Origin of the sequence: Paraburkholderia sp. BR14312 (assembly GCF_040948675.1) — a bacterium.
Lineage (GTDB): Bacteria > Pseudomonadota > Gammaproteobacteria > Burkholderiales > Burkholderiaceae > Paraburkholderia > Paraburkholderia nodosa_A.
Genome location: NZ_JBFPKI010000016.1, coordinates 159575 through 179405, shown reverse-complemented (window position 1 = coordinate 179405; position 19831 = coordinate 159575). Strand labels below are relative to the sequence as shown.

Here is a 19831-nt window from a genome sequence, read left to right as displayed (position 1 = left end):
TGTTCTCTATAAGACCATCGGGCGTCTGCGAATTGCTTCCAGCCCTTGCGCCATCAGATAACCGGCGATCGCGAGCAACCCGGCCGAGGTAAAGGCAGCGAACCACAACTGAAGGGGCTGCTTTTTGATGATCGAGAACGGCAGCCAGATCAGCCAGGTGCTCAATGCTGAAAAGCAGATGTGTGCAAGCCGATCGTGTTTCAGCGAACGCGTCATGACGGCAAAGAGGACGGGCGTCAGGATGAAATTCGACGCCGCCATTGCAATGACGAGAACAGGATTTCCACGCAACACGTAGCCGATCACGGCTCCCATCAGCGGCAACAGGATCAGCACGGCCAGATACGGGACAATCCAGCGACGGAAATCGAGTTGCCAGAGCCAGGTTTCCGGATGCAACGAAATGACGCGTCGGCCCAAGACCTGTCCGCCTTTCGCACCGATTGCCGCCACGAGTCCGGCAACAAACATCTGGGCGATGTTGAAACCATCCTGATGGTCGAATAATGGAGTGAAATAGCCCTCAAACACCGCAAATGCGTACGCGGTGCCGAAGAACGTGTAAAGGTTGAGAGTCTTGTTCATGGTTGTAGCGAGAGGGACAGTGCGCGTGCCGGGTCGAGTACAGTGAGTTCCGCCTGCAGTTCCCCGATTCGGCGCGCGAGCGCCGGCTTGTCCGCGTCCTTGCGGCTGCTCATCGCTTTCAGCGCTCGGACCAGTTGCTGCTTGACCTCGAAGACCAGCGCCGGCTCCCAGCGGATCAACGGCAGCGAGCGGGATGATGTGTCCAGTTCGGCGAGCAGTGCCAGCGCCGTGTCCGCCCGTCCCGCGTGGTCGGCAAGGCGTGCCATCACGAGCCGTTGCAGGTAACGGTGGCGGTCGGTCTTCAGTCCGGGCAGTGCGTCAAGCCAGCCGAACGCTGCCTCGACGCCATCGCGCCCGGCAAGCTCCCGCGCCTGTGCCTCGATCTCCGGCCAGTCGCCGGCGGAATCGCCGTCGCTATCGGCCGACACCGGTAGCGGCGCAACGGTCTCGCCCGCTTCCAGGTCGCGTACGACGGCGTGCCGCGCGATCCATTCGAGGGTCGTGTCATCAGCGAACGGCGTGCCATCGTTGAAGGCGAGCCGCTCGATACCAGGTAGCCGTTCGAGGAACAGCGCGAAATCCGCGCGCAGCAACTCGCGCCATGCGCTGTACGGTGCGCCCACGTGGTCGAGCGCGACGTGCTGGAAGTACTGCAGGTCGAACCACAGGTGATTCACACCCTCCATGAACGCGCCTTCGACGCGCTCAAGCAGTTCGTGCCACTGCTTCTGCAGCACAAGCCGTTTTAGCTGCTGGCGCAGTTCGCCGCGCGGGGGAACGAGGCGCGTGCGGGAAGCCGCATCCGCTGGTGGCACTTCGTGCAGCGTGTCCCAGCGCACGCTGCGCACGAGCCGCACGGACGGCAGGTAGCCGTTTTCCTGGTCGCGCAGCCAGAGCGCCATCGTGCGCGCCTGGTCCAGCAGATCGCGCGTCGAGGCGATGGCGCTGGACGATGTTGATACGGTATTGGCCGACGGCGGCGCCGTCTCCGGTTCCGTCCCGCGCATGGAATCGTCCTTGCGCTCAAACCGGGAGACCAGTGGCTGGAGATTGGGGCGCGCAGCCTCCGACCAGGCACCTGTTCGGGACACCAGTACGTCGAGCGCGGCGAGCGCGCGTTCGAGGTCCGCCGGCGCAAACGCTCCCCGGCTGTCGAGCAACTCGATCACGCGCGTGGTGGCCAGCATTTCGAGCGCGCCCTTCTTCGCCTCGGCGCGCGCGGGCAGCACCGCCTCGCCGAAGCGGTCGACGAGCGCGGCGGCCAGCTCGAGTCCGTCGGCAAAGCCCGCGGGACCATCCTGCCGCAACCGGGCGAACGCGTGATAGCCCGCCAGTCGCAGATCCTTGCCGGTTTCCTTGAGCAACTGCTCGCAGGAGCGGACGATCAGGCCGTCATCGATGCCGGAAAGCTTTTGCGTTTCCTCCCGCAGCGCGAAGAAGACGTCCTCGTAGCCGGGATCGCGGCCGACGCCCCCCTCGCCCGCGAGCGGCAGCAGCCACGCGTTCCACGCGTCGAGGCGCGTACGCGCGAGTTGCTCGGCGTCGTCGCGCGCCGGAAAAAGGCTTTTGAACAGTCCGCCCAGCATCACTCGACCTCCGGCAGCGTGCCACGTGGTAACGGCATCGCGGCGTGTTTTGCCGCCTCGATCATCGACGCTGGCAGCGGCGGCGGATTGACGGCCGACAGCTTCGGACCCGCCTTCGCTGCGCCCGTGACAAAGATCCGGGTGGGCAGCGTGAAGTGCCTGAGCTGCAGCACGTCGAGCGGCCCCGCACCCGCCTCGCTGCGCAACTGCACGCGCAGCGCAATGCCCTGGCTCGTATCCGGGGTCCACATCAGCAGGTAACGCGCGCTGTCCTGCGGCGACACCTTCGCGCGCTCCAGCAGCCGGATCAGGCCAAACCGGCCCTGCGAATCGAGCGCCGTGCGCAGCCCGCCCTGCTCGGTCTGCCATTCGATGTGCGACAGGTTCTCCAGCGATTGCCCGGGCCACTCGAACGGCGTCCACTCCTGCTTCTGGTTGAAGTAGTGCAGCTCGCGCCCGGACAGCACGAACTTCATGTCCGTGACGCCCGGTGTCGGCACGGCCTGCAGCTCGTAGCGCACGTGTGCATCTCCGGACGGGAACAGCACGGTCGAGATGCGGGTGAGCTGGTTCAGGCTGGCGAGGAAGCCCGGATCGATCGTCAGCGCGCCGTGGTCGGCACCCTGCGCGGCGACCCACCGGTCGCCCTGCCGCTCGACGACGCCGGCGAGCTGCGTCGTCACGAACTGCGTGATGACGCCGTTATCCGGCCGCATGAAGCGCGCCATTTCGGGCAGCGACGCGTCATTGTCGGAGTCGGCGAACGGGTAACGCCCGCCGAATGTCCTGTTCCAGTCCGCGACGATCGCCGTGCGCCAGATCTCGTTCAGGCTCGAGGCGGCCGGCTGTACGACAACCTGCCAGGTCTGGTCGAACGGTGCGCGGAACAGCTCGCCAAACCCGGACCACTGCTCGCCCAGGCTTGCGGCGAGGCGGCTGGCGTAGTCTCGGCTCTCGGCCATGTCGGACGTCTTGCCCTGCAGGACCGACTGTGCCGCCTGACGCGCCATCGCGTCGGGGTCGGCACCGGAGACAATCTGCGAAGCCTTGAGGCGCATGGCGGTGACCCGCTCGAGGTACCGCGCGAGACTCAGGTCACCCGTCGCGGCCAGTTGTGCGGCGGCCTTGCTGTTCGCAGGCGCGCCGGACACGAGATCACTGCCCGTCAGGCGCAGGATCGGGCCGAAAGCCTCGGCCAGCGGCGCCAGCTGCGGCTGGGCTTGCTTCGACGGGTCCTTCTGATCGGTGCCGACGAGCTGCTGCGCCTTGCTGATCAGGTTATCCGCGAGCGACTGCGCGTTCGCGCCGGCGCCCGCCTGGTAGACGACCGCATTCATCAGCGCGACGAGCGGCGAGCGCTGCGGGTCGCCCAGCAGCGTCAGTTGGTCGGCCGTGGCCGAAAGCGTCGGCGCCGGTTGCCAGCGCAGGCTGTTAAGGAACAGCGCCCACGCGCGCGCGTAATCGTCAAAGTAGCGCTGGCGTAGCTCGGCTTTGAGCGTCGACGGCGCCTGATTACGGGTTTTCACGTCGGACAGGACCCAGTCACCGGCGACGTTCTGCTGCTCGCTTGCTTCGTCGATCGCTTTCGAGATCCGTTCATCCCACGCGGCACGCGTGAACACGCCCGGCACGGTCGCCGTCGTGTTAAAGAGCCCCCGACCGGTCGTGTCGCCGAGCAGCGTCGCGAGCGAGACTGGCGGATATTTGGCCTTCGCCTCGTCGAGAATCTGCTGGTAGACCGCGTCGGTCGAGTTCTGGATGCCGCGTACGCTGATGACCGTCTGGCGCGTCGAGGCAACGAGCCCGAGATCCGGCGTCATTTCGGGCAACACCCCGCGGCCCAGGTGGTCCGCAAAGAATGCGATCGTGTGCTGGCGCAGGTCTTCCCAGGTGCCCGACGACAGGGGCGAGTTCGCGGGGCGCGTGGGCGCGGCAGTCGCGACGAGCTGCGGGGTCAGGAAGGCGGCGACTGCGCGTTCGGGCCTCGCCAGCATCAGGTACGCCTTCAGCGTGTCGTAGGCGGCCTGCACCTGCGCATTGCCGCCGCTGGCGATCTCGGCATCCGACAGCGATGCAAGCTGGCGCAGACGTTCCTCGAGCTTCTGCCGGATCGGTGCGACAAGGATGCGGCTCGCCGCGTTCGCATAGCCCGACCATAGTGCATCGAGCAGTGCGCCGTCGCGGTTCAGGCCGAGCCGCGCCGTCCACGGCGCGCCGTCGCGCTGATGGATTTCCAGCGTATCGATCTGCCGATCCAGACCATTGAGAGTTTGCAGGGCCTGCGTTCGATCCTGGACGGTGGACAGCTGGGCGACGGTATCGGCCGCGTTCCGGATCGTCGCACGGTTGACGAATCCCGACAGCATCGTGCCACCGATCCAGCAGCCGACCAGCCCGGTAGTGAGCCATGCCGCTGTCGTCGACAGCGAAAAGCCAACGCGGCGGCCGTGGATCTTGCGACTGTGGGCGGCGACGGTCTGCCAGATCGTCCGGTGTTGCGGTCCTACGTGCGGCTCGCCATCATTCGCATCGGCGGGCGTCGGCGGCGCCAGTTCGCGTTCCTTGAACAGCGGTGCGAACAGAAGTCCATGAACTGCATGCCGCCAGACACGGGACTGGGCAGTCTGCAGGACCAGTCCCGACAGCGCACTGCGAAGGTTCGAAATGTGCTGGGACAGTTCGGCGGGATAGCGGTCGCGGGCATCTTTCGTCAGTCGCACGACGCCGGCGTCCGCAAGGTTGTAGGTGAGGTCGTGCAGCGACGTGTCGATCTCGTCGGCTCTAACGCGCGCGTTCGACCACGTGAAGCCGATCGCCTCGTCGGGACTTGAGATTTCGTCGCCGAAATCGGTGACGTTGAGCAGATACGCGGGCGCGGCCCAGCGCAGCGCGCGGGCATGGCGCGCGAGCCGTTGGGCGAGGTCGTCGGTGTCGAACGGCGTGTTGGCTGAACTGCGGTTACGCGTCACCGCCACGATCGCGTCGACCGGGCGACGGCGGCGCAGGCGCCTGATCTGGTCGAGCCATTCGGTCTCGAGCGTGTCGCGCGTTTGCCTGGCGTATAGCAGGATCGTGTCACCGGTGATCAGGTACCCCGCATCGACGAGTCCTGGCGCCAGACGCTTCACCAGCGGTACGTCGCCGACCACGAGCACCCATCGTCCGTGATAGCGCCAGCGCCGGCCGTGGCGGTCCTTGAGAGTTGCTCTGATGCTGTCACGCCTAATAAGAGAGAGTTCATTGCGTGCGGTCTCAGGCGCTTCAACGCGTGCGAGCCGGTCACGCTCATGTCGGCCCCCTTTACGATAGTGTGAGTGGCGTGCCGCAACACGCCATGCGGCTGACAGTGCTCCCCTCCCGAGTAGCAGGACCAAGCCGATGAGGCAAACGAAAGCCAGTCTGCGTTTGGGCGAAGGTTCGAAATTTGAACCATTGAACCAAACATATATGGCGGCGAGCGCTGTTAGTGCCCCAACGAGAATCCAGTAACCAGATTTATGTAACTTCATACCGTTGCGTCTGTCGATGTTTGGCCTACCGGTTGCACTACCGCAAAGCGAAGCAGGTGTTCTCGCCATGCAATCAGTTGCGGACTGTTGCTGTTCGCCGCATGTTCAATCCCGAGCGCAATAGCAAGCCAACCCGTGGCACCGCCGAGATGCCCGAGAATCGAATCGACATCATGGATACCTGAGAGGTTCTCTGATTGTGTGACACCGCTCGCGAGACCAGACATGCTTTTGGCAATTGCTGCTTTATCGGTAGACCTAAGCCCGGCTTCCCAAAGGTGATTAACCTTGTCGCCGGTCGTTCGGCCCCATTGCAATGCATTAATGAGAGCTGTGTCAGTGTTATCCGCTTCTGCTTCCACCGGTCGGTGCAGTAGCGCGATTGGATTGATGTAGTGACGGCGAGCCAGTGGTGCCCACGATAGCAACAGCGCGACCGCGGCCTCAGAGCCGCCTTGCTCTGGCGTATGGTGAAGCCGCGCTGCAGCGAGCAGGAGGAATTTTTCCAGTTCCGGGCCGCCTCGAACGTCAAGCCATTCATCCAGTAACATGACGCCCGTGTCGGTTTCGATCACACCAGCTTTCATTACACGCAATTTTTCAGCGTGCCAGCACGCCTGCCAGAGATTGAGCAGCGCTTCCTTATCGGCATCTTCGGGCAACTGCAATTTCACGGAGAAGGGCGCATCGCGAGGAATCGTTCGTACGCTATTCGCAATTGAACGAATCAACTCCTGGAAGCATACGCGGTAACGCGATGGGTCTTCATCGTCACCAATAAGCGGCAGCGCAGAAAAACCGTTGACGTCAGTTTCATTCCCTAAAGCCAACGCTTCGCGAGCGTCCGTTTCCTTAGCGAGAATGGCCGCGACGTCGCCGGTTCCGGCTCCAGTCAAATAGGCAGATCCGACGACCGCGAGCGGATCACAGGCAAATTGCAAGGCCTTTTCACGGTCCGCGCGCAGTACCTCGCTTTCGGCATCGATACGATCACTCTCCTGCTCGTAATAGAGAGCGCGGAGCCCGAAACCGACAGCCCAGAGGAGAAAAGGAATTGCGAGAAGTTGGATCCAGAATTTTTGCGTTCCCGTAGGGTCGGCTTTCGGCCATGTCACCAAGGTGCCGACGCCCCCGGCTACCATAATGAGTATCAGGAACACCAGCCATAGAATCAATCGCGGCGGTGACGGACGGGGCTCTGGCGATTCCGCAGGAGGGAGTGTTACAGGCATCAGCTTACCGCAAACTCGAGATCAGACGGCAGCCACACATGGCACGAAATCCGTGCCGTGCAATTGGGATACCGTCATCGGTCATCGTGTCGTCCCCGTTGATGATGAGGTTCGGCTTGATGTCGTGCAAAGGACATGTCACTTCATCGCCTTTGCGGGCGACAAACTGATCATCGAAACGCATGGTCTTCGATGCGCTGATTACCCGGCCGCCGTGATCGGTAGCGTCTCCCAGACGAATGAGGTCCATCATTTTCTTCTCCTCTAATATTCAGTCGCCGCACAGCGCTAGACAGTGGCACCTGTATCGTTCGACGGCACCGTTGCCTCCGAGAGGCTCCAGTCGTTTGCAGGCACATACGAAACATCGCCGAAGTACATCATTCGCCAGTTCTGAAGTTTCGAAAAGTCTGTTCCGAAACCGGCCACCGAATCGTGAACGAGGTAGCCGAAGAAATCGAGGAGGACTTTCGCCTCACTGCTTGCGCCGGTAATCAGCGAGACGTCTTCATAGGCGCGTGCCAAGGTCGCCTCTCGCAGGGTCAGGGTCTTGCCGTTCAGTTTCATGGTCTCCGCTTCTCCCGTCGCAGCATTGACCGCGAGACCGCCCGCCGTGATGAGACCGAGTTCCTTATCCTGATCCTTAACAAGATCGCCGTTACCTGTCTGTGCAAGCACCTGCTTCGCCTTGGGAAGACGGGCGCGGGCCGTTTCGTCATTGGTCAGCTTGGACAAGTAGCTGCGTGCCAGATAAAGAGGATAAAGATGATCTGCAACCGCTTGCTCGAGAGGCCCGTTTGCTTGCGCTCTTCTCTGATATTGATCGAAGAGCACCTGAGTTTTCGGCGAGAGGTCGAACGACGCTCGGACCTTTGCGCCAACGTTTTCTAAAGACTGAAGTGGAACGCCGGCAGCGCGCGCCGCGCGGTACATATGCAAGAGCGGGACTTGGCTCAGCTTCTCCTCGTCTTGAAGCGCCCTTGTTTGCTCTCCGGGAGCGTATCCGCCGCCAACGTCCGAATGCACGCCCGGATAGACGACCTCGACACAGTTTCGGGGATAATTTTTCCCGTCACGCACGGAATCGAGCGGAAACGAATCACGAACTTCGTGCGCAGCCACGTAGTGAATGCATTGCTCGACCATGCCAGGTATTTTGAGGTTTTTCGCCCAATCGTAGTGACCGTCCTTCGGCGCGACCGCCAACCCGGCACCTAGAACCGGGGAAATCACATTGACGGCAAATTTCAGGACCGGGCTGCGGTCCACCGACTGTGCGCTGGCCGGCAAACCGGCTGACGCAACTGTGTCGAACAATCCCATGAAATACAGCCGGATGGGATAGCCCTGATAGCGCCATCCCCCTCCATCCTCTTTGCATTCCCTGGAAAGCCAAACTGCAAAGGCGCGGGCCGACGCGGCCCCTCGTGAGAAGCCGAACAGGGCGACATTGACCATACGGATCGGCTGCTTTGGGTTCGTCGCACGCGCCTTGGCCTTTGCAATTCGCTTGTCGAACTCGGTCCGTGCCCATTGCAGGCGTTTTTCGCCACCGACGCCAAACCCGAGCCCCAACGGACTTGTTGTCTTTTCCCCAATCTCAGGAAATGGTGTTCCCAAGCCATTGATGTAGATGCGATACCGTCCCGTACTTTCGTCGTCAACGGGGTGTACGGAGTACAGTCGTGCGACATTGCTCTGCTTGGACTTTTCCGTATCTTTGAAGAGATTGTTGCCCGTCCCATCGAAGAAGAGCGAAATCCAGAGCGATTGTGAGCAATCTGGCGTGCCAGGACGTTTGGTTGCGTCTACACATGCCATAGACGCGGCACGTTGCTGACGTTCAATGGCTGTTAACGACCGCAGACCTGCTGAAGTAGGGATTTGCGTGTTATCCAACATGGCGTTCATTCTCTCTATCGAACGAAAGGTAGACGTCGCTCAAGCTTCAATCGCGGAGGCGATGGGCCGTCTGAGCCGGAGATAGCAGCTTCTATGTGACCATCAGGGTAAAAGTGAATTTCGAGATAACTCGGGTCCGGAGGGATGGGACCTTTCACTTCGACTTGCACCTCCTTGTACGGAGCAGCAGCTTCAATTATCTTTCTCGGAGGATAGGATTCGAGAGCGTCCATTTGGTATTTCACGTCAACCGAAAATGGCGTTTTGGTGCTTCGACTCATCACTACGCAGCATGTGGTTCCTCCTCCTCCAGCCGTTGGAGTGCTCAGTTCAAGGTTTCCTCCGCCTTGACCGTTCACTCCGAAGTTGGCGACAGCGCGATCGGTGTAGTTGTAGCCAACGATCCCGAGCATGTACGGCTCCTCTTTCTTGCAGGCGGACATCCCGCCGATAGCTAGCAAGCCGACAACCGCAATGAACGTCCATCGGATGGTTTGCTTAAGTCGCATGGTTGCTGGCTTTCTCCCGGAAGAATTCCCAAGCACTGTGAAGTGCTCGGCCATTCGAGTGTTGCGGCAGACGGTATAGAGGTGGCTCGTCGCTGCCGGCCAATGGCCTCGACCTGCCACAGCAGGAATTTGTGTGCTACTCATAGCCGGGCAGTCTCGCTATCGCGAAAGAAATGTATATGTCGCTCAAACTGCGATTACGAATTTTTAATCAATTCCTCTTTGAGGAGAACAGAGCCACTCCTTTCGCTGAGTAACCACGTATCCCTTTTTTCCATACATTGTTTTGTTGTCTCATTGGTTCCAACTTCAGAATAATCACGAGCCACTCGCCAAAGTTCATGCGTAGACAGAGATCGGGCAGAATATGTTTCCTTAACTTGAACTCCTGTCCCCAAACTGGCGCAGGAAACTTCATCTATCAGCACCTCTCGACGTCGCCGCTCCCTGTTGGCGACAGGCCAGTTCCAGCGCGTGCGCACATCCTGGTCGCGCGTACCAAAAAGACAAAACGTTGGATCGGATGGATCGTCCAATTTGTCTAGGAACCATAGCCCCGACCAAACAAGGAATACGGCAAGTGCGGTGATTGCGAGAATAATTTCGCAGCTTTTGACATTCGGCTCACCGTTAGATTTCTTTGTATTGGCAGGGACCTGGCATTATTCGTTGCTGCATCAATAAACCTCAGTTGTCACGCATAGCGCATTGCAAATCCGATCTCACGCGGTCGGCAAGCAGCATCGTGCTATTCAGTTCATCTTGCGACGCGTTGGCGATAGACTCTTCGCAGATCCGATAGCGTGTCCGTGCGTCGAAGGCTGCGACAAGATCGTCATCTGTCAATTGGAGGATGTGCAGGATTGAGTCTGGCAGACCGGCATCGAGGAATGCAGTCGTCTGCGAGTCGTCCAACTGAAGAGGACCGCGATACTGATCGACTGTCGCATCAGTGCACCCAATGTTCTTTAATGCACCGTAACGGTCGATATGCCACCATTCCTTCGCAAGGCAGAAGTACGATCGGTGCTGCTCAGAGGACAGAACACAGTCGAGTACCGGAAGCGAGCGCGTATCAAAAAATTTCATCTGCCACTCACTGCGGTCATCGCAGATCACATTCAGTCGCTCCTTAAGGCCGGCAACGAGGTCATTAAACTCGAGCTGTGAAAACAGGAAGGAGACGGCCCGAAAATCGTCGGCGCAACATTGCGCGAGCCTCGTCAGCAGGCTTGATGGTTGGGCCGTCGTTCCTGAAATGTGGACAAGGTATGGACCGTACTGGTTGCGCCGGTCATCTGACGGAGCGTCGAAAATCAAAGAGAGTCGCTGGTTGCCGACATTCTGCCCAAGCCATTGTTGCAACTCGCGATAGAGCTTCGGATAGGCAACGCCATACACCAAGGCGCAGGTTTGCAGGCCGGGATTGGATGCTTGGAATTCTCGAATCGCCTCGATGAGCGATTCCGTCTCGAGTTCGGGGTTTTGCGTGTTCATTTTGTGCCCAGCAGTGCGCCCTGGGAAAATTCGGCCAGCAGACAAGGAATACAGATAGACTTGGGCAACAGCGGCAGTATCGGCTGCATTGATGCGGGTCCGGGCTTATCCCACGATGTGCACCTTTCCAGGATGGCGCCCATGGTTCCGTTCTCAATGCGGTTTCCGTCGATCTTTATATACGAACCACCAGCACCAATCCAAACCTCTTTTTCTGCCGAGAGAACCAGTCGACCGTTGGTGCTGGTGATCGAAATGTCCTTCAGTGCAGCCAGTTCCATCGCGTCACTTTGCGCCTGAATCTCGACCTTACCCTTTGCCGCGAATATCTTGAGGCCGAGACGCTCTGCTAACAGCGAGATCGCTTCACCGGCGGCGATCGTAAATCGCTTCAGCACACCGACATCGGCGTTACCGCCTGCAGTCGCGATGAGATTTTGACCTGCGCTTACCTGCAGGTGACCGCCAGAGACCAATCCCATCCCCGCAGGTGCACTTATGAGAACGCCAGCTTGTCGAAGCTCTTTCAAGGTTCCTTCGAACAGGGCCTTTTGCTGCTCGTAGTCCGCTGCGAGAGCGTGAGCCGCCTGTGCGGCGTCAGACAACGCCTGCATCTGCTCCAGCGCGCGCTCAAGCAATTCGCGCGCGGACTGCATTTCTAGCTGTTTGCCCTGCCCGCCCTCCTGTGGATCGGCAGACACAAACACGCCCTTTGCCGCTCGGACTGCGGCGTGCCCGTCTGTACGTAATTCGGCGCCTTCACCACGTTCCTTGCGGTTTTCATCGACCATGTGGCCGAGATTGAGTTCGCTGGTCTGATGCGGCGTGGTCAGGTGAATGTGCTCGACACCTTCCTTGTCCTCCATCCGCAGTTCGTTCTGCGCGGCCGTGCGAACGATGTTGCGGGTGTGATTCAGGTTGTTGACGAGGTCCGGATGCAGGCTGTCATGCATGGCCCCAAGCATCACAGGCCTGTCCGGATGGCCGTCGGTAAAGACGATGGCGACTTCCGCCCCGTCGATCAGCGGGAAGTGATGACCGTAATTGTCGCCGCTGTACGGCTTGGCAAAGCGCACCGGCCGGCTCGTGCCGCCTGGACTCCACTCGTCGAGGTCGAACGGAAGCTTGATTACGTACCAGCCCTGCTCCGTCAGGTACGCGTACTTGTAGTTGCCGGGCGATGTAATGCGCGCCGGCAGGATGCCGTCGATGGCCGGCCGCTTGATCGAGCTCATCGGCGTGCGCCAGACCCGGTCCGACGGAATCCCCTCGAAGGTCACCCAGTACGAGTCGCCGCGGCCACCACCCGATTCAACCGACGTGATAAAGATCCCGTGTCTCGCATCAACCGGATTCGGGTCGACGCGCATGACCTCACCCGCCTCCAGCCAGAACGGATTGCCGGTGCCCTTGAAGGTGATCTGGTTCGCCAGATACTCCTCGTGGCGCCGGCGGGCGACGTTCTTGCCCTCTTCCGGCGTCTCGTAGTGCTCGCCCCAGCGGTAGTCGATGCCGTTCGTCGTCTTGTCGTCGCGCGCGGCATTCTCCTCGACCAGCAGCGACACGCCCGCCTCGCGGTGGTTGTAATCGTGCAACCGCACTGCTTCGGGGACGCGCCGGGTCCGCTTGTCGAGCGTCTTGATCGCGTCCATGCCGGAACTCTCGAGCCCGGAGTCGCGACGATACGGCACGGTGCGCTGCTTGCGCGCGTACGCGTCGAGGTCGTCGCCGAACACCATGACCGACCGGTCCTTTTTCTGCTCCCAGCGGAACCAGATCCCCTCCTGCGCACAGATGCGCTGGATGAAGGCAAACGTTGTCTCGTGATATTGAGTGACGTACTCGTGCCGCTTGTATTTGTGGCGCAACTGGAATGTGAAATCGACGCCAGCACGGTAGCCGTAATGGCGCAGCGTGTCAGTCACGATTTCCTCGACCGACTGCTTCTGGAACAGCCGGCTCGTGACGCCCCGGTTCAGGTCGGCGAGCGCCGGCTCGAGCCGGACCCGATAGTGCGTCTGGTCAGCCGACGTTGCAAACTCATCGAACTCCGTGATGATGCCGTGGATGGTGTACGCCGCCGGCATCTTGCTGAACTGCTCCGCGTTCTCCCCAAACATCTTGCGCAGATAGTCCATGTTCGGATCGACCGGGGCAATGATGAACTTCGCGGGGCGGCCGACCACCTGCTCCATCGGGATGCCGGCGACGGGGCTCGTGAACTCGATGTCGTACCGGTACAGCTCGCTCACGGCGTCCATGCCCGCGAATTTGAGGACGGAAGTCGGCGCCGGATGCGGCGCCAGCTTCAACTCGTAAGCCTGTGTAGGCAGAATCGACGACATGCAGCAACTCCGTTGAGCGAGCAAACGATAAAAGCAGCGACGCCGGAGCCGTCATTGCTCCGGCGACAGGCACATACGTGCGACGGGATCAGCTCTTGGCCTTGGGCATCTGCGACACCAGCGAAAGACCGATGTCCATGCCTTCGACCTGGAAGTGCGGGATGATGAAGAGCTTGATGCGGAAGAAGCCCGGGTTGTCCTCGATGTCCTCGACCGTGACCTTCGCGTCGCGCAGCGGGTGCGAAGCCTGCAGCTCGTCGCCGGGGTCCTTCATCTCGGTCACGAGACCCTTGATCCAGCTGTTCAGCTCAAGCTCAAGCAGACGCCGGTCCTTGGTCGTACCGATGTTCTCGCGCTGGATCAGCTTCAGGTAGTGCGCGATGCGCGAGAGCAGGAAAATGTACGGCAGGCGCGCGTTGATGCGGCTATTGGCGGTCGCCTCCTTCGTCTCGTACAGCGCCGGTTTCTGGGTCGAGCTGGCCGAGAAGAAGCAGGCGAAATCGTGGTTCTTGTAGAACGACAGCGGGATGAAACCGAGGTTGGCGAACTCGAATTCGCGCGTCTCCGGAATCAGCACTTCGGTCGGGATCTTCGGCTGCACGCCGGTACCGAGGTCGTACAGATGGACCGGCAGGTCTTCGACCTTGCCGCCTGCCTGAGGGCCGCGAATCTGCACGCACCAGCCGTTGTTCACGAAGCTGCGCACCATGTTGGCCGCGAACGCAAACGATGCGTTGACCCACAGGTACCTGTCGTGATCCGGGCCCTTCACCGCTTCTTCATAGTTGAAGGCGCGCACCGGCGTCGTATCCTTGCCGTACGGCAGGCGGCCGAGCACGCGCGGCATCGTGAGGCCGACATAACGCGCATCGTCCGTGTCGCGGAAGCTCTTCCACTTGATGTACTCGGCGCGATCGAAATAGTTGCCGATGTCCTGGATCGCGGCCACTTCCTCCATCGATTGCTTGCCGAAGAACGCTGCCCCCACCGAGCCGATGAACGGCATATGGGCCGCGGCCGCGACCTTCGAGATGTTGCGCAGGAGCGCCACGTCCATCGGCGAATTCGTGAACTCGAAGTCGCTGATCATCGCGCTGATCGGCTGGCCGCCCGGCGTGTCGTACTCTTCGATGTACGTGAGGCGGTAGAGGCCGCTCTGGATAAGCTCCGGCGTGTCCTCGAAGTCGCGCTGCAGCGCATCCTTCGACACGTCGAGCACCTCGATCCGGGCGTTCTTGCGGAAATCCGTGCGGGAGACAAGCATCTTGAGGCCGCGCCAACGGCCTTCGAGCGCCTGGAATTCCGGCGTGTGCATCACGGCGTCGAGCTGACGGCTAATCTGCCGGTCGAGCTGGCCGATGTAGAAATCGAGCAGCGACTTGTCGAGCCGGTCGACAGGTTTGCTTTCCTTCGCGATCAGGTTGAGCAGTGCATCCATGCCGCGGGCGACGCGCTCGTCGGCCGACGCCTCCGACAGCGCATCGTTGTCGCGGAACACTTCAAGCGGACGCGCCTCGGCGACCGTCTTCAGGTTGATCTTGCTGCACAGCGAGGCATAAACACTGTCCGTTTGCTGCGAGGCGTCGAGCACAACGGTCTCGGTTGCGCCCTGACGGGATTCGTTCTGTTTCATGATTCTCTCAGTCTCGGTTCGAATGGCGACGTGATTGCGTGAGGCGGTGAGGGCCATCTTTGGCCGGCCGCGCTCAGGCATGGCCTTCCGGTAGCGTCGCCGCCGTTGCAATCTGCGCCAGTTCGCCGCGCAGCTTGTCAGACAGACGTTTATCCTTCAGGATCTTCTCGAACTCGCGACGGAACGTGCCGTTGTCAAGCAGGTTACTTTTCAGATCGCGCAGCAGGTTGCGCATCGCCAACATCGCCTGCATTTCCGGAATCTGGCGGGCGACCTGCTCCGGCTCGAAGTCCTTCATCGAGCGGAACGAGAGGCTCACCGGCAGCTCGGAACCATCGCCCGCGAGCGTGTTTTCCGCCGCGATCTTTAGATCCGGTGCGTAGTCGGCCAGAACAGCATCGAAGTTGTTCTTGTCGATATTGACCTTCTTGCGCTCTGCCAGCGGCGCCTGCTCACGGCCCGCGCTGAAGTCGCCCGCGACGAGCAGCTTGAGCGGCAACTCGACCTTCTTCTGAGCCCCACCCGTGTGCAGATCGAGTGTGATCGAAACTCTCGATTTCGGAATTTCTCGCTGGAAACTGTCCATAGTCGTCCTTATCTAATCAGATTCAAGATCCCGCAGAACTCCCCCGTTGCGATGCGGCGACCTCCTTCGTGCGCGTGCGTACCCGCTCGCGCTTGATGCGACTCACAAAGGAATACTGACGGCACCCCATGGCGTGGTCTCCATTCATGCGACGTTATTGCCACGCGATATTAAACAGGTTTACCCGTTCGCCGTCAAAGCTAAACAACGTTGCGAGAAGGCGACGCAATGTCAAAGATTATCAAATCGTGTGGTTTTTAGATCGAATTCATTGCGAGTGAATACAGAGATGGTGCAAGGAAAATAAAAACCGTCAGATCTCCCGTCCAGCAAGGATCTCGTGATTTGACTATTGTTGATCATTGTCGACTTTTATTGCGAGATCGCGTGACGCTTATCTCAAAAATGCTCCATGCAAATTGAGAGTAGCCCGTAAGTCCGTTTTAAATTCGATGTACCTGACAATCTCTGACGCTTTGCATGACGAACTACTCTTCTGCGTTTACCTTTTACGAATCTGTCCATTAGAATTCGTTCTCTCATAATCAACAAGCCGTACACCACACCTATGCGGATCGACAAACCGCTCTGGCATGAGGGCTTGATCCTCACGCAGCAGCACTTCCAGCAGCAGGACCGATGGGCGGGGTTCGCGATGCAGCAGCTCGCGACTGCTACGCTCGCGCAACCGTGGGGCACGCTCGGCGTCGAGGTCGACGAGGAGGCGCTCGCCACAGGGCGCCTCAAGCTCACCCGGCTGAAGCTTCGCTTTCCGGATGGAACGCCAATCGACACGACGCTGGCCGACGCACTGCCAGCGGGACGCGATCTGACGCAGGGCCTGCCGGCCGACCAGCAAAGCGTCACGGTGCTCGCGGCGCTCGCGTTGCCCGATGCGAATGGCAACAACTGCCGCTTTGACGAAACCACGCTCGCGCGTCCTCGCCGTTTATACCGCGAATTCGTCAAGGTCACGGACCAGAATGGCGCGACCGAAACCGAGATCGCGGCGGCGCGCCACGCAGTGCGGCTGCTGTTCGACTTCGAGTCGCATGCCGATGATACGGCGTGCGCGATCGCACGGCTCACCCGGACAACGAGTGGCCAGTTCCAGGTCGATCACCGGTTTGTTCCACCGTGCCTGACGCTCGGCAGCCATCCGCTCCACCTTGAGCGCATCAACCGCCTCGCCGACATCCTGCAGGCCAAAAGCCTCGCACTGGGTGCGCGTCGCAGCGAGCGTATCGAGCAGGTCGCAGAATACGGCGTGGCCGACGTGCAGCTCTTCTGGCTGCTGCACTGTATCCATGCGGCATGGCCACAACTGCGCCTCTTTGCCACGCACCCCGGCCGTTCGCCGGAGCACCTGTACGGGACACTCGCCCAGCTGGCGAGTGCGCTGATGACGTTCTCGACCGGTGCGCAGCTCACCGACATCCCGGCGTACGACCATGCGCGTGCCGATGAGGTATTTGCGAAGCTCGAATCGATGATCCGCGATCTGCTCGACGCGATCATTCCGTCGCGCGTCGTATCGATCGGACTCACGCGCAAGACGCCGACCACGTGGACCGGTCAGTTCCTCGACGAGCGTATCGTCGGGGATGCCGCCGACTGGTATCTGTCGGTCAACGCGCCGATGTCCGCGTTCGAGCTCGTGGAGCAGTTCCCGCGGCTGTGCAAGATCGGCGCGCCGGACGACGTCGAGCACATCATCAATTCGGCCCTGCTGGGCATTCCGCTGAAGGCCGTACAGCGTGTGCCGGCGGCGATTCCCGTGCGCCTGGACAATCAATACTTCGCCCTCGATTCGTCCAGCGCCGCGCACGCGAAGATGCTCGCCGCGCGTGCCTGCCAGATCTACCTGCCGGCGTCTGTGCCTGACGCCTCGCTCGAACTCTACGCGGTGCTGCGCTCATGAATGCCCTGACTTCCAGCCGGCAGGAGCCCGCCCTGCTCGATAGTGTGTCCGGCACCGGCGGCACCCCGCGCGACGGCATGCGCGACCTGCTGCGTGATACCGCATTGCTCGTGACGACGCTCGGCACCGGTGGGGTAGTGAAGGATGCGGACGGACTGCGCAACCGATGCCGGGAACTGATCGATCATTTTTCGCAGGCGCTGGAACGCCGCAGCTATCCGGACGATGTGCGCCGGGAGGCCGTGATTGCGCAGTGCGGGTTGCTGGACGAAACGGTGCTGCGGGCCTTGCCGACTGAAATGCGTGCCGGCTGGGAACTGAAGCCGCTACAGGTGGAACAGTTCAACCTGCACGACGCCGGCGAGAGCGTGTTCGACCGGCTCGAGGTACGCATGCGCGAGACCTCGACGCGCGGCGTCTTGAAAATTGAGCTGCTCGAATGCTACTCGGCGATCCTCGGGGTGGGATTCGTCGGCCGCTACGCGCGTGACGGCGAAGGGAAACGCATTGCACTGATAGCAACGCTGAACGCCCAGCTCGAAAAACTTCGCTCACCGTCCGGGCGCCCGTTTGTCGCGGACCGCGCAGGCCGGAGGCTGTCCGACTGGTTCTACCGGCTCTCACCGTGGGCCATCGCGGGTCTCGCGTGCATGGTGGCAGTGATCGTCTGGGTAGTGTGGGCGGCAGCGCTTGACGTGCAGCTTGCGCATCTGGCGCCGGCCAAAGGCATCCGTCCGTGAAATCCGACCTGCCTGTTCTGTCCCTAACGCCGGCGCACACGCCCGATCACGGGCACGAGGGGCTCGGCTATCCGTTTCGCGTGATGGTCCTGTTCGCGGCCGCGCTGGCGTTCGCCGTGATCTGGCTGGTGTTGCCGGTCGCACGCAGCGCGGCCTGGACAGTCACGGCCATCATCGGCGTGATTGCGCTTGCACTTGTCGGGTGGCGCACCCGCCTGCTTGACCGCGCGCGCGAACAGAGCGCGCACGTGCTGGCCGCGCTGGGTGCGGCGACGGCGGACATTCCCGTGAGGCTGCGTACGCGTATGCCGCTCGTGCTGGTGGTGGGGGACGGCCTGCCGGCGCTGTTCGATCAGGCGCAAGAGGTGCGGCAGGCGCATGTCGGCGATGGCGCAATCTGGCTGCGCGTCGACCGCACGCACGATCTGCCGCGGCTTGCGGTAGCGGTCAGGCAGTGGCGCGACGGTCGCGCACCGGACGGCGTGGTGTTATCGGTTGTGCCTGCCCGGTACGTTGGAGCGGATGGTCTGACGCAGCAACTGCGCGTCGTGCGCCAGGCCGTGGCCGATGCGTCCCGCCTGCTTGGCACGAGGCTGCCCGGGTATGTTGCGGTCTACCAGCGGCTCACGCCTGAAGGAAGTCACCGTGGGACGAACAGTGCGGCAGAGCTCGCGATGCCCGGGTGGTATGGCGTCTCGTCCGCGACACGCCTGGTGGATGCCGAACGTTTTGAAGCAGTGATCCGGGCAGCCGAAGACGAGGTGCAGCGTGCGGACGGTGATCGTACCGCGGCTGTGCGCGCGGCAGCCCTTGCATCGATCATCGGATGGACGCAGCGCGTCGTGATCGCCACGCTGACGGACCGGCAGCAACCCGCCACGCCGTGGGCGCTGTTCGGTGCCGGCTGGATCGATTGCGGGCCAGCGAATGGCCCGGGTAACCCGTGGGCCCGCGACGTCGAGATGCAGACTCAGGTCGTGCGTGCAGCGGCCATCGCGTCACCGCCACCGTGGCCTCTGCCGCAGCCGCTGATTCAGGCACTGCCCCGGCGGCACTGGATGTCGCCGCGCAGGGTTGCCTTCGCCCATGCGATCGCCCTGCTCGCTTGCGCTGCCGCCGTGGTGTTCTGGGGCGCCGCCAGAAACAACCAGACGCTGCTGACTCGCGTTGGCGCCGACCTCGGCCGCTATTCGATGATCCTGACCGCGCACGACGCAGCGAAGCGAGATGCTCTGCAGACGCTGGTTGCGGACCGGGACCAGCTCGACCGGTACGCGCGCACGGGCGTACCGCTGCGTCTGTCGTTCGGCATGTACCGGGGCGCGCAACTGATGCCGGTATTGAACGATGCGATCGCGTCCTATGTGCCCCCTTCCCCACCGCCAGCGGTTGTCACGCTCGACAGCATGTCGCTCTTCGACAGCGGCAAGGCGCAGCTCAAGCCCGGCTCCACGCGCGCGATGGTCGGCGCGCTCGAGATGATCAAGGCGCATCCCGACAAGCGGATTCTCGTTGCGGGTTACACCGACAACGTGGGCAATCCGGACAGCAACCTGAAACTGTCGACGGCGCGCGCGCAGGCCGTGCGCGACTGGCTGATCGAGGCGTCGGGCATCCCCGGCACGCAGTTCGCGATCCAGGGGTACGGCGATACGCGACCCATTGCGGGCAACGACACGCCAGATGGACGCACGAGGAACCGGCGCGTGGAAATCACCCTGGTACCGGACACACTGAGATGAGTCCTGCGTCCCGGAGGAAACCCCATTGGGGGACCGGCAGACGT

The 19831-nt window shown here is 61.5% G+C and carries 14 protein-coding genes; 3 read left to right on the top strand and 11 right to left on the bottom strand.

The genetic code is table 11. The features are described 5' to 3' along the window. Positions 1 to 6: 6 nt before the first annotated feature. The 11 genes from AB3X98_RS36000 to tssB all read right to left on the bottom strand — a co-directional run bounded on the left by AB3X98_RS36000 (position 7) and on the right by tssB (position 15384). A complete protein-coding gene (locus AB3X98_RS36000) occupies positions 7 to 585 on the bottom strand; it encodes a hypothetical protein (RefSeq protein ID WP_368604533.1) in 579 nt (192 codons plus the stop codon). Beyond that, complete coding sequence (gene tssA / locus AB3X98_RS35995; RefSeq protein WP_368604534.1) at positions 582 to 2171, bottom strand: type VI secretion system protein TssA; 1590 nt, start codon at positions 2169 to 2171, stop codon at positions 582 to 584. Before tssA ends, AB3X98_RS36000 begins: the two co-directional genes overlap by 4 nt. Then, on the bottom strand, positions 2171 to 5680 hold the full coding sequence (locus AB3X98_RS35990; RefSeq protein WP_368604535.1) for an ImcF-related family protein: 3510 nt from the start codon (positions 5678 to 5680) through the stop codon (positions 2171 to 2173). Before AB3X98_RS35990 ends, tssA begins: the two co-directional genes overlap by 1 nt. Continuing rightward, on the bottom strand, positions 5677 to 6912 hold the full coding sequence (locus AB3X98_RS35985) for a hypothetical protein (RefSeq protein WP_368610396.1): 1236 nt from the start codon (positions 6910 to 6912) through the stop codon (positions 5677 to 5679). Before AB3X98_RS35985 ends, AB3X98_RS35990 begins: the two co-directional genes overlap by 4 nt. 4 nt (positions 6913 to 6916) lie before the next feature. Next, complete coding sequence (locus AB3X98_RS35980; protein WP_368604537.1) at positions 6917 to 7165, bottom strand: PAAR domain-containing protein; 249 nt, start codon at positions 7163 to 7165, stop codon at positions 6917 to 6919. A gap of 35 nt (positions 7166 to 7200) precedes the next feature. Further along, a complete protein-coding gene (locus tag AB3X98_RS35975; RefSeq protein ID WP_368604538.1) occupies positions 7201 to 8823 on the bottom strand; it encodes a DUF2235 domain-containing protein in 1623 nt (540 codons plus the stop codon). A gap of 5 nt (positions 8824 to 8828) precedes the next feature. Further along, complete coding sequence (locus AB3X98_RS35970; RefSeq protein WP_368610400.1) at positions 8829 to 9227, bottom strand: DUF3304 domain-containing protein; 399 nt, start codon at positions 9225 to 9227, stop codon at positions 8829 to 8831. A 783-nt stretch (positions 9228 to 10010) separates the two neighbouring features. Further along, a complete protein-coding gene (locus AB3X98_RS35965; RefSeq protein WP_368604540.1) occupies positions 10011 to 10820 on the bottom strand; it encodes a DUF4123 domain-containing protein in 810 nt (269 codons plus the stop codon). Then, entirely contained in the window at positions 10817 to 13165 is a 2349-nt protein-coding gene (locus AB3X98_RS35960) for a type VI secretion system Vgr family protein (protein ID WP_368604541.1), read from the bottom strand. The genes AB3X98_RS35965 and AB3X98_RS35960 overlap by 4 nt, the downstream gene beginning before the upstream one ends. A gap of 88 nt (positions 13166 to 13253) precedes the next feature. Next, a complete protein-coding gene (gene tssC, locus AB3X98_RS35955; RefSeq protein WP_368604542.1) occupies positions 13254 to 14798 on the bottom strand; it encodes a type VI secretion system contractile sheath large subunit in 1545 nt (514 codons plus the stop codon). 73 nt (positions 14799 to 14871) lie between these two features. Beyond that, positions 14872 to 15384, bottom strand: coding sequence for a type VI secretion system contractile sheath small subunit (tssB, locus tag AB3X98_RS35950; protein WP_368604543.1), 513 nt, complete (start codon positions 15382 to 15384; stop codon positions 14872 to 14874). Between the two features lie 568 nt (positions 15385 to 15952). On the opposite strand from tssB, the gene tssK reads away from it, so the two are divergent. From tssK to AB3X98_RS35935, 3 genes are read left to right on the top strand one after another with little or no spacing between them, the layout of a single operon-like run. Then, a complete protein-coding gene (tssK, locus tag AB3X98_RS35945) occupies positions 15953 to 17305 on the top strand; it encodes a type VI secretion system baseplate subunit TssK (protein WP_368604544.1) in 1353 nt (450 codons plus the stop codon). Continuing rightward, the gene (locus AB3X98_RS35940) at positions 17302 to 18045 is read left to right on the top strand and encodes a DotU family type IV/VI secretion system protein (RefSeq protein WP_368604545.1); all 744 of its coding nucleotides are present in this window, start codon (positions 17302 to 17304) and stop codon (positions 18043 to 18045) included. Before tssK ends, AB3X98_RS35940 begins: the two co-directional genes overlap by 4 nt. Next, complete coding sequence (locus tag AB3X98_RS35935; protein ID WP_368604546.1) at positions 18042 to 19787, top strand: OmpA family protein; 1746 nt, start codon at positions 18042 to 18044, stop codon at positions 19785 to 19787. The genes AB3X98_RS35940 and AB3X98_RS35935 overlap by 4 nt, the downstream gene beginning before the upstream one ends. Positions 19788 to 19831 lie beyond the last annotated feature (44 nt).

What these genes read in the sequence shown, in the direction of transcription:
- AB3X98_RS35970 (WP_368610400.1), bottom strand. Translation starts at nt 9,227, where the DNA reads ATGCTCGGGATCGTTGGCTACAACTACACCGATCGCGCTGTCGCCAAC.
- AB3X98_RS36000 (WP_368604533.1), bottom strand. Translation starts at nt 585, where the DNA reads ATGAACAAGACTCTCAACCTTTACACGTTCTTCGGCACCGCGTACGCA.
- AB3X98_RS35960 (WP_368604541.1), bottom strand. Translation starts at nt 13,165, where the DNA reads ATGTCGTCGATTCTGCCTACACAGGCTTACGAGTTGAAGCTGGCGCCG.
- tssC (WP_368604542.1), bottom strand. Translation starts at nt 14,798, where the DNA reads ATGAAACAGAACGAATCCCGTCAGGGCGCAACCGAGACCGTTGTGCTC.
- AB3X98_RS35965 (WP_368604540.1), bottom strand. Translation starts at nt 10,820, where the DNA reads ATGAACACGCAAAACCCCGAACTCGAGACGGAATCGCTCATCGAGGCG.
- AB3X98_RS35990 (WP_368604535.1), bottom strand. Translation starts at nt 5,680, where the DNA reads ATGAAGTTACATAAATCTGGTTACTGGATTCTCGTTGGGGCACTAACA.
- AB3X98_RS35985 (WP_368610396.1), bottom strand. Translation starts at nt 6,912, where the DNA reads ATGCCTGTAACACTCCCTCCTGCGGAATCGCCAGAGCCCCGTCCGTCA.
- tssA (WP_368604534.1), bottom strand. Translation starts at nt 2,171, where the DNA reads ATGCTGGGCGGACTGTTCAAAAGCCTTTTTCCGGCGCGCGACGACGCC.
- AB3X98_RS35980 (WP_368604537.1), bottom strand. Translation starts at nt 7,165, where the DNA reads ATGATGGACCTCATTCGTCTGGGAGACGCTACCGATCACGGCGGCCGG.
- AB3X98_RS35975 (WP_368604538.1), bottom strand. Translation starts at nt 8,823, where the DNA reads ATGAACGCCATGTTGGATAACACGCAAATCCCTACTTCAGCAGGTCTG.
- tssK (WP_368604544.1), top strand. Translation starts at nt 15,953, where the DNA reads ATGCGGATCGACAAACCGCTCTGGCATGAGGGCTTGATCCTCACGCAG.
- tssB (WP_368604543.1), bottom strand. Translation starts at nt 15,384, where the DNA reads ATGGACAGTTTCCAGCGAGAAATTCCGAAATCGAGAGTTTCGATCACA.
- AB3X98_RS35940 (WP_368604545.1), top strand. Translation starts at nt 17,302, where the DNA reads ATGAATGCCCTGACTTCCAGCCGGCAGGAGCCCGCCCTGCTCGATAGT.